Origin of the sequence: Streptomyces sp. NPDC002566, assembly GCF_042889585.1 — a bacterium.
Classification (GTDB): Bacteria; Actinomycetota; Actinomycetes; order Streptomycetales; family Streptomycetaceae; genus Streptomyces.
The window spans coordinates 1056847-1069388 of sequence record NZ_JBIARD010000001.1 but is presented as its reverse complement, the minus strand read 5'-3'; the positions used below and the strand labels follow the sequence as shown (position 1 = coordinate 1069388).

Genomic DNA, 12542 nt, shown 5'->3' with positions numbered 1-12542 from the left:
TCCCCCGGGACTCCGGCGGCCGGGCCGCCGTGCGCCGACACCACTCCCACGCGAGTTCCAGCGAGGCGTCAGCCGGGCCCGCCCAGGACGATCTTCCACACTCGGGTCGCGACCTGGAGGTTCAGCCGGTCCTCGACGTTCACGAGGTCGTTGCCGCTGATGTCGCGGATGCGCTGGAGCCGATAGCGCAGCGTGCTGCGGTGGATCCCGAGGGATTCCGCGGTCTCGTCGTAGTTGCCGCCGCAGTCGAAGTACCGGGACAGGGTCTCCACCATGGTCGCGTGGTGCCGGGAGTCGTAGTCGATGAGCTGCCCGAGCCACTCCTGGACGAACGTCTCCAGTTCCCGGAGACCGCTTCCGGGCCCCAGGATGCGATAGAGGCCGAGCTCGTCGAAGAACGACGTGCCGTAGCGCTCACGGGAGTGGCGGCGCACTTCCAGGGCGCGCTGGGCCTCCTGGTAGCGGTGGGGGATGTCGTCCACGGAGTCGCAGGGGGCGCTCACTCCGATCGTCCCGGACCGTATCCCGGTCTCCCGGGCGAGCGCCTCGTACAACGCGCAGGCATGCGGCCTGCCGCCGGCGATGAGGACGACCTGGTCGGAGCGGCGGGTCTGCAGCGAGCGCATGCCCACCGCGGAGACCGCCCGGCGCACGGTCTGCGCGAAGGAATCGTCGGCGGTCCGGTTCAACCACTGCACCACGACGACGTAGTGGCTGCCGTGCAGGTCGTGTCCGACTGCCTCGGACCGGGCGTAGGCGCTCGCCTCGTCCGTCCCCGCCAGGAGGTCGTCGGCCAGCTCGCGGTGCAGCCGCAGCTCCACTTCGGCCAGATTTCGCAGGTGCGCCAGCTCCCGGGCGAGCGACGTGGCGGCGTGTCCGAGCGCGAGCACGGTGTGCTCGTCGGCCTCGTACCGGGTGTCGACCAGCGCGAGCACGCCCAGGATCTCGCCGTGCGGGCGGACGAGAGTGAGCAGCCGGTCCTTTATCCGCACCGGCCCGGCCTCTTTGGCGACGGTGTGCAACATCTCGTCCTGGCGGACGGGGTCCGGTTCGGGATAGGGGTCGGGCCGGCCGGGGCCGGTCCAGGACCTCAGCCGACCGAAGCGGTCCTCGACCAGCGCGGGCAGTCCAGTGAGCCCGTGCAGTGCGCGGGTGACAGCTTCCTCGCCGCCACCCGAGGCGGCGACGTCGGCCATGAGAGCGTGAACGGCTCGCTCGTAGCCCAGCTCAGCCACCGCGGAGATCAGCTGCCGCTGGAGGGCCGTGCGCTCCGCCCTCAGCCGGCACAGCTCCAGCGCGTCCTCGCTCCGGCGGCGGTCTGCGAAGGCGACCGACAGTGCGGCAGCGGTGTGCCGGACGAGCATGGCGAGCAGAGATCGCTCGGCCTTGGTGGGCCGGGAGCGGGACGTCACCACGAGGTAGCCGTGGAGTCGCCCAGGAGATCCGCGTAGCCCCAGGGCCCGGCCCCAGGGCCTGCCGGCCACGGTCACGGCGCCGTCCTCCCCGGCCAGCTCCCGCACCCTGCGGCTCACGGCCGAGGCAGGCATCTGCCCGTCCCTCGGAGTGGGGACCAGGTCGCCGACCACATTGAGGTATCCGGCCTCGGCACTGTACGGCCCCGCGGCGGCTATGTGGTCCATGGCCAGGCGCAGGATCGCGGCTTCGTCCGGAGTGCCGAACAGGGCGCGGGAGAGCGCGGCCAGTTCGTGGAGGGCATGGTCGGCTGCGGTGCGAGCGGGCGGGCGGGGCCCCCCGCGCGCGGCCGCGGGGGGCCGCCCGGCGCTGCCCCGCGGAAGGCTGCCCTTCCGGCGGGAGTAGCGGTGGTACAGGCTGTGCGCCCGACTGCCGGCCATCCGACCACTCCGTCCCTAGAAAGCCTTCAGAGAACCGAGCGGCATGTCGCGTACCCGCTCACGGGCCGACTACCCGAAATGTGCGGATCCTTCTCCGGGGCGCCCGGACAGCAGGACGACGGTGACGGCGAGGCCGGTCGAGCCGAACAGCAGGGAGTGCTAGGCGTCGTCCCCCCGCTCGCCCTCCGCCTGGGACGGCTCGCTCCGGGGGACGTCCGGGTGCTGTTCCGTCGCGGTGCGCTCGCCCGTCTCGTCCCGCTCGCCCTCGGCCTGCGAGGGTGTGCGCGAGTACCAGGCGTCCTGATCAGGGGCTCTTGACTTCATGAAGGGCCTCCTTCGTCGCTCACGTCCATCCTCCCCCGCAGCTTGATGTCCCTCAGCTTGTGGAACACCGTGTCGGGCTCGCAGCGCCTTTACGAGCGCCCGGGTGCGAGTCCCACACTCGGGGTGAGGGCGGAGTGCGGTGTCAGCCGCCGGCCACGGCGCGCACCGCCTCCTCGACCGGAGTGGACCCGCTGATCAGCTCGAGGATGCGCCCGGCGGTCCTGGGCTCGTGGAGCAGGGCGGCCAGCACCGCAGCCACGTCATCGCGCGGCACCTGGCCGCGGCCGGTCTGCTCGGCGAGCGTGACGCGACCGCTACCGGGGTCGTCGGTCAGCATCCCCGGGCGCAGAATCGTCCAGTCCAGTCCCGGACGGGAGGCGATGTCGGCGTCCGCCTCGCCCTTGGCCTTCAGGTAGGCCGCGAACACGGGGTCGGTGCCGGGCGGCGGCGGGCTGTCCACGCCCATCGCGGAGATCACCAGGACGCGGCGCGTCCCGGCGCGCTCGGCCGCGTCGGCGAGGAGGATGGCGGCGTTCCGGTCCACCGTCTGCTTGCGGGCCGCGCCGCTGCCCGGTCCGGCGCCGGCGGCGAACAGTGCCGCGTCGGCGCCGCCTAGGGGGCGCGTTTCGAAAGTAGCGTCGTCCGCCCGAAGGGCGGGCCCGGCGGCGTCTGGTGCGTGCGATCGCAAGGCGGAGGGTCGCCCCGATACTGGACGTATCGGGGCGATCCCGACAACGCGGCTGGGGGCACCCCCACGCCCTTCAGGCAGTGGGGGAGTGCGTGCCAGGCGTCGCCGGGCAGGCGGGACTTTCGAAACACGCCCTAGGTGGCCGGCCACCTCGTCCACCGAGGCGTGCTCCAGATCGCACACCACCGGTTCCGCGCCGTCCGCGCGCAGGTCGCCGGCGTAGTCCGGGTTGCGGATCAGTCCTGTGACGTTGTCGCCGCGCGCCGAGAGCAGCCGGGTCAGCCGGCGCGCGATCTTTCCGTGTCCACCAGCGATCACGAGATGCATGGGGTCATTCTTGCCACGCGCGACCGCTCACACCGCGCTGGTGCGCGAGACTCACCCGGCCACCGGATGCCGCCGCACGTGCCCGGGGATGCGCGACCGCGACTCCGTCGTCAGGAGTGCGCGAGCCGGGCCGCGAGATAGGGCGCTGTGGCGCTGCGGCGGGCCCTCGCCACCTTGGCCGGCGGGCCCGTCGCGACCACCCGCCCGCCCGCGTCGCCGCCGCCCGGACCGAGGTCGATGACCCAGTCGGCGGTGGCGATCGTGTCCAGGTCGTGCTCGACGAGGACGACCGTGTTGCCGGCGTCGACGAGCCGGTGCAACTGTCGCAGCAGCAGCGCGATGTCCGACGGGTGCAGCCCCGCCGTCGGCTCGTCCAACAGGTAGAGCGCGTGCCCGCGGCGGGCTCGCTGCAGTTCGGTCGCCAGTTTGATGCGCTGCGCCTCACCGCCGCTGAGTTCCGTCGCTGGCTGGCCCAGCCGCAGGTACCCCAGTCCCACCTCGCGCAACGTCTCCAGACTGCGGGAGGCGGCGGGGACGGCGGACAGGAACTCGGCGGCGGCGTCGACGGACAGCGCGAGTACTTCCGCGATGTTCTTGCCGCGGTAGGTGACTTCCAGCGTTTCGGCGTTGTACCGGGCACCTTGGCAGGTCGGGCACGGCGCGTAGGTGCCGGGCAGGAAGAGCAGTTCCACCGCGACGAACCCTTCGCCCTGGCAGGTCTCGCACCGCCCTTCGGGCACGTTGAAGGAGAACCGCCCGGCCGAGTAGCCGCGCGCCCTGGCTTCGTCCGTCGCCGCGTACAGCTTGCGCACCGCGTCGAACATCCCGGTGTACGTGGCCAGGTTGGACCGGGGAGTCCGGCCGATGGGCCGTTGGTCGACCAGGACCAGCCGGTCGAACGACTCGACCCCCGACGCGTCCTGGACGTCGACCTCCAGCTGCGCCTCGTCGGGTTCCTCGGGCACGAGTCCGAGGTGGCCGCGGACGACCTCGGCGAGCACCTGCGTCACCAGCGTCGACTTTCCGGAACCGGACACGCCCGTCACCGCCGTCAGCACGCAGAGCGGTACCTCGACGGACACGTCGTGCAGATTGTGGCGGGAGACGCCGCTCAGGTGCAGCCAGCCGTGTGGTGTGCGCGGGCGGTGGTCGAGCGGCTGGGCGCGCCCGAACAGGTGCCGGCTCGTGGCCGACTCCCCGACCCGCTCGAGACCGGCGACCGGGCCGCTGTACAGCACGCGTCCGCCGCCCTCGCCCGCGCCGGGGCCGATGTCGACCACCCAGTCCGCCCGCCGTACGACGTCCATGTCGTGCTCCACGACGAACAGCGAGTTGCCCGCCGCCTTGAGGCGGTCCAGCACGTCGAGCAGCGGTTCCGCGTCAGCCGGGTGCAGGCCCGCGGAGGGCTCGTCGAGGACGTAGACGACGCCGAACAGCCCCGAGCGCAGCTGGGTGGCGATCCGCAGGCGCTGCGCCTCGCCGGGCGACAGGGTCGTCGAGCGGCGCCCGAGGCTGAGATAGCCGAGGCCCAGGTCGAGCAGTACGTCGATCCGCGCGACCAGATCGCCGCAGATACGGACTGCGACCTCGGTCGTCTCCCCGGATCGGGCGGTCGACGTGGCGGCGTCGGCCTCGGACCTCCCCGCGACGGGCCGCAGCAGCGCCACGACCTCGGTGAGCGGCATCGCGTTGATCTCGGCGATGGAACGTCCGGCGAAGGTCACGGCGAGCGCCTCGGGCCGCAGTCCGCTGCCGTGACACTCGGGGCAGGGCACACTCCTGACGAACCGGAGCGCCCGTTCGCGCATCTTCTCGCTCTTGGAGTCGGCGAGGACGTGCATGACGTGCTTGCGGGCGCTCCAGAACCTGCCCTGGTAGCCGTAGTCGACGCGGCCCTCCTCCGGCTCGATGTACACGGAGGGCTGCTCGTCCGTGTACAGCAGCCAGTCCCGGTCCTTCTTCCTGAGCCTGCTCCACGGTCGGTCGATGTCGATCCCCAGGCCGCTCACGACACTGCGCAGGTTGGCGCCCTGCCAGGCGCCCGGCCAGGCGGCGATGGCCCCATCGCGGATGCTCAGCGAGCGGTCCGGGACGAGCAGGTCCTCGGCGACGTCGTGCACGACGCCCAGTCCGTGGCACTCCGGGCAGGCGCCGGCCGCGGTGTTGGGTGAGAACGACTCGGCTTCCAGCCGTGCGGCGCCGGGCGGATAGGTGCCGGCGCGGGAGTACAGCATGCGCAGCAGGTTGGACAGGGTGGTGAGGGTGCCGACCGTCGAACGCGAGCTGGGCGAGCCGCGTCGCTGCTGCAGGGCCACAGCCGGTGGCAGTCCGGTGATCTCCTGCACGTGCGGTGCGCCGACCTGCTGCAACAGCCTTCGGGCGTACGGCGCCACGGACTCGAAGTAGCGCCGCTGGGCCTCCGCGTAGAGCGTGCCGAACGCGAGCGAGGACTTGCCCGAACCGGAGACGCCGGTGAAGGCGACCATCGCGTCCCGCGGAATGTCGACATCGATGTTCCGCAGGTTGTTCTCACCGGCGCCCCGGACATGCACGAAGGGATCGGTCGCGTCCTTGTTCACCGTTCCTGAGTACCCGATCGCGCCCGGACACGCGCGACCAGGTAAGGGCCGATGGCATTGGCAGGGGCCGGCGTGTCACGCGGCGTCGGTGTTACCTGGGGGCGACTGTGGGCACTCGCGATCGCGGGGGCCGACGAGAGGGAGTCATGCGGGTGTCGTCTCAGGGCGTTACGGTCGTGGCTCTTCTGGCGGATCCGGATGCGCCGACGGAGATCGCGCAGCGCATGGCCCGGATGCTGCCCGATCGGCTCGCCGACAGGTCGGACCAGGGACAACGGTTCGACGTCGAGGTGGTCAGCGAGCCCTTCACAGCAGGGACCGAGGACCTGTCCACATTGACACGCCGGATCATGGACCGCGGAAGCCACGCGAACTGGGACATCGTCGTGGCCCTCACCGACCTTCCGCTGCACTCCCACGGGCACAAGATCGTGGTGGACGTGAGTCACGAACACGGCTTGGCGCTGCTGTCTCTTCCCACGCTGGGGGGCTTCCGGCTGCAGACCAGGGCCCGGCAGGCCGTGGAAGAAGCCGTGCTCAGCCTGGCGGGCCCGCAGGCCACCGGGCCTGAGGGACCTCCGGGAAGCCAGCCGCTGCGAGGGCCCTTCACCGGTCGTCTCGCGCCCATCCATCCGGGCCAGGTCGGTGAGGAGGAGATCGCCGACCTGCGGTACGTCCTCAGTGGGCCGCGCGGTTACCTCAAGGTGCTCGGCGGTATGGTCCGCGCCAACCGGCCGTGGCGCTTGGTGCCGGGTCTGTCGAAGGCCCTGGCGGCCGCACTCGCCACGGGAGCGGTCGCCACCGTGAACTCCACCATCTGGACCCTGGCCACCTCCCTGAGCACGCCACGCCTGGTGATCGCCATGGTCGGGTCTGTCGCGCTCATGATCGGCTGGCTGATCGTGGACGCGAACCTGTGGCATCGAACGGATGATGTCTCGCGGGAGGCGAGGAGGAGGGCGGCTCTCTACAACGCCTCGACGGTCCTGACCGTCGGTATCGGGGTGATCGTCTGCTACGTGGGTCTGGTGGTCATCAACCTGGTGTGGGCGCTGTTCATCCTCAACGACCGGGTGTTCGCCACCACGACACGAACCCCGCTGCACAGCACGGAGTACTGGACGCTGGCCTGGTTCGTCGCTTCGGTCGCCACGGTGGGCGGCGCGCTGGGATCGGGCCTGGAGAGCGACGAGGCGATCCGGGCAGCGGCCTACTCCAAGCGCGAACAGGAGCGTCGCAGCGCGCTGCAGGACGACCACGGTGACTAGCGGGTGACCTCAGCCGGAGATGTGTCGTCGGTTGCTGATCGTCCGGGTCCGGAGATTCGCTGATCGGCCGGTGCGTGGTTGTTTCGCCTCGGGGGCGCACGGGGACCCGGACGCAACGCCGACGATTGCCCGCGCCCCGGCCGGCCTGAGCAGTGTCCCGTAGGGGCAGCACCCCGTCCAGCGGCTGCGGCCGCCGACCGGTTCGCGGGCCGTGTGGGAGGCTTCCTTGCACGAGGGCCGCCGCACCTCGACCAGGCCGACGCGACCCGGCAGGGCGCTCCGGCCGGGCGGACACCCGTGACGTGGCTGCGGGCCTTCGGGGAGGTCGTGCGATCCGGGCTCAAGATCGAGGAGACGCGGCTGGAGCCCCTGCTCGCGCTGCGTGCGGCCGCCGGGGTGGCGATCGTCATCGGGCCGGCCCTGTGGCTCGTCTCCCCTGCGTACGCCGCGTCCGCCGCCCTCGGCGCCTACTCCGCGGGTGGGGCCACCTTCCAGCGCAGCTGGCGTCCACGCAAGGTGGTCGCGCTCGGCGCGGGCGCGGGTCTGGCGCTCAGCACCTTCGTGGGCTACCTGGCGGCGGGGCGCTTCGTGACGTTCCTGCCATTGCTGGCCGTATGGGCCTTTGCCGCGGGAATGGCGTGGTCCGTCGGATCGACCGCCGGGATCGTCGCAGCGACGACCGTGGGCAGCATGCTGGTGACCATCACCTTGCCCACGAGTATCGGGCGGGCCCTGGAGCACGCCGGGGTCATCGCACTCGGGGGCGTGACGCAGGCCGTGCTGATCCTGCTGTTCCCGATCCGGCGTTGGGGCGCGCATCGCGACGCGCTCGCCGACGCCCTGGCCGCCGTGGCGGACTACGCCCGACGGTTGCGGCACGACCCGACCGCCCCGTTCGACCCGGAGCCGTTGATGACGGCCCGGGACGCGGCCGCCGTGACGCCGTCACAGGCTCGCACCCGTCCCCTCGTCCTGCACGGTCCCCGGGGACTCGCCGAGCGCATTCGGCCGGTGGTCGCGGCGCTCGCCGACCCGGACGTGGGCGCCCCGGCGGAGGGCCCCGGGCGGGACCGCGCGCGGGAGTTGCTCGACGCGGCCGCCGACGTCCTGGACGCGGCCGCCCGTTCGATCCGCCGCGGCACTCCCGCCGAGGTGCGGCCCGAGAGCATGGACGTCCTGTGCGTCGGCGAGGAGCGCGAGGTGCTGGAGGGCCCCGCGCGGCAAGCCGCCGAGCGGCTCGTGGAACTGCTCGGCGAGGCGCTGGAGATCGCCGGGAGCGGCTGCGCGCCCGGGAGGACGCCCACGCCACCCGGCCTCGCCGGCGACCGGTTCATGGTGCGCCCGACAATGCTCCGGCTGGTGCCGGTCGTCGTCCGGGCGGTACGCCGTGAGCTCCGCCGGGACTCGCCCGTGTTCCGGCACGCCGTCCGCCTGGCGGCGGTGGCCGCGCTCGGCTATCTGATCGCCGCCCGGCTGCCCCTGGGCCACGGCTACTGGGCGCCCATCGCCTCGGTGATGGTGATGCGGCCGGACTTCCACCGGACGTACGCGCGTGCGGTGGCCCGTCTCGCCGGGACCCTGGCGGGGGTCGCGCTCGCCACCGGTATGGTGCGGGCCCTGGGCCCGGACGCGTATGTGTCCGGCGCGCTGGCGGTGGTCGCGGCGGGCCTGTCGTACACGGTGAACCGCACCGGCTACGCCTACTCCCAGTGCTTCACCGCCGCGTACGTCGTCTTCCTGCTCGGCATGGGCGGCCAGGCATGGGAGCAGACGGTCCCGGAGCGGGTGGTGCTCACCCTGCTCGGCGGGGCCCTGGCCATGCTGGCGTACGTGGTGTTCCCCGCTTGGGAGACACCCCGGCTCCCGGGCCGGCTCGCGGACTGGCTCGCCGCCAACGGACGCTACGCGGCCGCGGTGCTGCGCGACTACGCCGAACCGACCCCGGAGCACCACGCCGACATGCGCAGGGCACTGCTGGAGAGCAGGGAGGCACGTGCCGCCTGGCAGGAGGCATACGACCGGGCAAGGCAGGAACCGGTCCGCCCCAGGGGTCTGACCTCGCGCGAGGCGCAGGAGGCGCAGGAGGCGCTCAAGGGGTTCGGCCGCGCGGCGATGCTCATGGAGAGCCATGTCCCGCGGGCCGACAGCCGTTCCCTCCCCGAGGCGCAGCGATTCGCCGAGGCTTTGGAGACGGACACCGCGAAGGCAGCGGTCGCCGTGCGCGAGCACAGGAATCCGGACTGGGGAGGCGTGGAGGAGGCGCTCCACGCCTGGGAGGACGCCGCCGGCGGCAACGGGAGCCGGGTCGTGCGGCGCGAAGCGGAACTGCAGAAACGGGCCTTGGAAGACCTCGCGGCAGCCGTGAGCCGCACGCCCCTGGAACGGGACGTCGGCTCTGCTCGCGAGGAGCAGCGGGTGCGGGCGACCCTGGCTGCGGAAGGCAACGGCTCAGGGCCCGCGCACCGGGGTGGGTGAGGGCGCGGCGACAGAGAGCGCCGCGGTGCGCGGCGAGTACCCCGACTCGGTGGCGCATGGCGTCGGTCGGCCGCTACCGCGCACGGCCACCGCTCGCCACTTCGCATCGCGGACGTCCGCTGTGGGTACCCGGGCCGGGTCCCAGTGCCGGGCCGGAGGAGGCGTCGCGATGGGCGGGCACGACCGGATCGCCGAGCTGCGCCGCGTCGCCCGGGAGCGGTTCGGGTGGAGCGACCTCGCCGCCGAGCAGACGGAGGCGATGGAGGCACTGTTCGGGGGCCGCGACGTGCTGGTGGTCATGCCCACCGGTTCCGGCAAGTCGGCGATCTATCAGGTGCCGACCGTCCTGCTCGGTGGTCCCGCCGTCGTGGTGTCGCCCTTGATCGCCCTGCAGCGCGACCAGGTCACCGGGCTCCTGGAGAGCGCGGCCCCGGACGCCGTGGCCGTGAACTCCGCACAGCCCCGGTCGGCCACCGAGACGGGCTGGCGGGCGATCCGGGACGGTGATGCCGAGTACCTGTTCCTGTCCCCGGAGCAGCTGACCAAGGACAGTGTCGTGGAACGGCTGCGGGAACTGCGCCCTTCGCTGTTCGTCGTGGACGAGGCCCACTGCGTTTCCGCCTGGGGACACGACTTCCGTCCCGACTACCTGAATCTGGGCGAGGTCGTCGAACGGCTGGGCCGCCCGCCGGTACTCGCTCTGACGGCGACGGCCGCCGCCCCGGTCCGCGCGGACATCGTCGAGCACCTGCACATGCGCGAGGCTCACGTCGTGACGACCGGGACCGACCGGCCCACCATCCATCTGGCGGTGCGCACCTTCACCGACGACGCGTCCAAACGCGAGGCCGTCGCACACTGGACGGCCCGGGCCCACGCACCGGGCATCCTCTACACCGCCACCCGCAAGGACGCCGAGACGTATGCGGGGCGACTTCGGCAGGACGGTGTGGACGCGGAGGCGTACCACGCGGGCATGAAAGCGGCCGACCGCCGCCGGATCCATGACGGCTTCATGGCCGGCGCGCCCGCGGTGGTGGTGGCCACCTCCGCGTTCGGGATGGGCATCGACAAGCCGGACGTGCGGTTCGTCGCTCACGCGTCCGTCCCGGAGTCGCTGGACTCCTATTACCAGGAGATCGGGCGCGCCGGCCGGGACGGGGAGCCGGCTCGCGCGGTGCTGTTCTACCGCCCGGAGGACCTGGGACTGCAGAAGTTCCTCACGGCCCGGGCCCTGGACGCCGACGCACTGCGCCGGATCATGACCACGCTGCTCGGCCGGGACGCCCCGTCGAGCCGTAGCCGGATCGCGCAGTTGTGCGATCTGTCGCGCCGGAAGACCAGCGATCTGCTGAACCTGCTGGAAGAGGCGGGAGCGGTGACCATCGAGGGCAGGCGCCGCGCGGTCCGGGCTGTGCCCGGGCGCGCGGCGGACGAGGCCGCGGAGGAGGCGGCGCAGGTGTTCGAGCGGCGGAGGCGCGTCGACCGCTCGCGCATCGAGATGATGCGCGGCTACGCCGAGACGCCCAGCTGCCGCCGCCAGTACCTTCTGGGTTACTTCGGCGATCAGCTCGACGAACGGTGCGGGCGGTGCGATGTGTGTGAACGCGAGGACGAGCACCCCGCCACCGGAGCCGGGCACCGGGACGCCGCTCCCCCGCCCGGGCACGGCGGGCCCTATGAGACGAACGACCGGGTGCGCCACGCGGAGTGGGGTGCGGGCACGGTGATGCGCACGGAGGACGACCGCCTCGTCGTGCTGTTCGAGCAGGTCGGCTACAAGACGCTGTCCCTGACAGCGGTACAGCAGGGCGACTTGCTGACCGGCGCCTGACACCGCCCGGCAATCGGCCCTGGCCGAGCCGCAGGCGAAGACATGACACCCCGGTGCGCCGCACCGCTCGGGGTACGGAGAGGACCCGGGGTGTGCGTGCCCTGCGGCCGGCTGTCCGCGGCCCCGCTCGGCCGGCCGGTCACGGGATGAACTCGATGTGGGGGTGGGACGGGTCGGCCGGGCAGGCGTGGAGCTGGAGGTTGTTGCCGCCGGCGATGTCGATCAGGGTGAAGTCGCTGCTGTGCGCGCCCAGGCGCCGCGGCGACGGGTGCGTCTGTTCCTCCTCGGGGGTCCAGGTCACGCTGCCGGAGTCCCATTCCCAGGAGGCGATGGTGAGGAGCGGGACCTCCTCGGTGCCGCACTCGGGGCAGGGGCGGTCGACGGGGCTGGCGACCGTCCAAGGGGTCCAGCCGCCGGTCTTCCAGCCAGGGGCGTGGCAGAGGTTGTTGAGGTAGAGCTCCTCCGGGTCGTCCGCGTACGAGCTGTACAGCGCCGGGTCGACCGTTTCCCAACGGCTCATGTCCTCCAGCTGCTCGCTCAGCTCCTCGTCCAGCTCCATGGGGTTGGGGAATTCGGTGACCTGCTCCGGTGAGAGCAGACACGGCTGCGGGAGGTAGCCGCCGAGCTGGACGATCGGCGGCTCGGGCGGTGTACGGAGGATCTCGGTGACGGTGGCGGAGCAGCGCCAGAACAGTGCGGCCCTGGGGTGGATCGTCCCTTCGGCCGGGTGGTCGAAGGGACACCACAGGACTTGGAGAATGTCGGCGTCGGGCGGACAGAGCATGGGAACGTCGCGGGTGTACAGCTGGGCCACGGACAGGAGCGGGACGGGGCCGTCGAACCACGGGCGGCCCGCGCTGATCCGTCTTTCGGTCTCCAGTTCCTCGGGGGTCCACTCGGGCGCCTGAGGGTCGCGGCGCAGCCGTTCGGTCGCTTCCGCGCGGTCGCGGCGGAGGAGCCGGATGTCGTCCGGTGAGTGGACGACCGGCGCCGCGCCTTCGTCGTGCGGTCCTTCGCAGTACGGCCACGGCTCGTCGGCGGGCCACAGGAGTGGCCCGCCCACGGAGCTGTCGTGCTTGGTCGGCGACCCCGGCCGCGGGTGCAGCCGGGTCGCCGTCCGCGCCAACGGGGCCAGTCGAGGGAAGAGTGCGGTCACGTCGACCGGCCTCGGCGGGGTGGTGAAACTCATTCGGG

Annotated in this window: 8 protein-coding genes and 1 pseudogene; 3 read left to right on the top strand and 6 right to left on the bottom strand. The window is 72.3% G+C overall.

What is annotated here, in order from left to right; genetic code table 11:
- Nucleotides 1-68: 68 nt before the first annotated feature.
- From ACFYXA_RS04550 to uvrA, 5 genes and pseudogenes are all read right to left on the bottom strand, one after another.
- Nucleotides 69-1853 (bottom strand): PucR family transcriptional regulator, encoded by a 1785-nt coding sequence (locus tag ACFYXA_RS04550; protein WP_389028097.1) that lies wholly within the window; start codon nt 1851-1853, stop codon nt 69-71.
- Between the two features lie 159 nt (nt 1854-2012).
- Nucleotides 2013-2177: a hypothetical protein gene (locus ACFYXA_RS04545; protein ID WP_352251589.1), complete on the bottom strand. Its 165-nt coding sequence runs from the start codon at nt 2175-2177 to the stop codon at nt 2013-2015.
- 142 nt (nt 2178-2319) lie between these two features.
- The gene (locus ACFYXA_RS04540; protein ID WP_389029062.1) at nt 2320-2904 is read right to left on the bottom strand and encodes an NAD(P)-binding oxidoreductase; all 585 of its coding nucleotides are present in this window, start codon (nt 2902-2904) and stop codon (nt 2320-2322) included.
- A gap of 105 nt (nt 2905-3009) precedes the next feature.
- A pseudogene (locus ACFYXA_RS04535) lies at nt 3010-3192 on the bottom strand (NAD(P)H-binding protein); the annotation flags it as partial.
- A 110-nt stretch (nt 3193-3302) separates the two neighbouring features.
- Nucleotides 3303-5771 (bottom strand): excinuclease ABC subunit UvrA, encoded by a 2469-nt coding sequence (gene uvrA / locus ACFYXA_RS04530; RefSeq protein WP_389028095.1) that lies wholly within the window; start codon nt 5769-5771, stop codon nt 3303-3305.
- Nucleotides 5772-5917: 146 nt separating this feature from the next.
- Here uvrA and ACFYXA_RS04525 point away from each other — a divergent pair, with 146 nt between their 5' ends.
- The 3 genes from ACFYXA_RS04525 to ACFYXA_RS04515 all read left to right on the top strand — a co-directional run bounded on the left by ACFYXA_RS04525 (nt 5918) and on the right by ACFYXA_RS04515 (nt 11348).
- Nucleotides 5918-7039, top strand: a complete 1122-nt coding sequence (locus tag ACFYXA_RS04525; RefSeq protein ID WP_389028093.1) for a hypothetical protein — start codon at nt 5918-5920, stop codon at nt 7037-7039.
- A gap of 297 nt (nt 7040-7336) precedes the next feature.
- Nucleotides 7337-9514 (top strand): FUSC family protein, encoded by a 2178-nt coding sequence (locus ACFYXA_RS04520; protein WP_389028091.1) that lies wholly within the window; start codon nt 7337-7339, stop codon nt 9512-9514.
- 169 nt (nt 9515-9683) lie between these two features.
- Nucleotides 9684-11348, top strand: coding sequence for a RecQ family ATP-dependent DNA helicase (locus ACFYXA_RS04515; protein WP_389028089.1), 1665 nt, complete (start codon nt 9684-9686; stop codon nt 11346-11348).
- A 139-nt stretch (nt 11349-11487) separates the two neighbouring features.
- Here the strand turns inward: ACFYXA_RS04515 and ACFYXA_RS04510 are convergent, their stop codons facing one another.
- Nucleotides 11488-12537, bottom strand: a complete 1050-nt coding sequence (locus ACFYXA_RS04510) for a hypothetical protein (protein WP_352252672.1) — start codon at nt 12535-12537, stop codon at nt 11488-11490.
- Nucleotides 12538-12542: the final 5 nt, after the last annotated feature.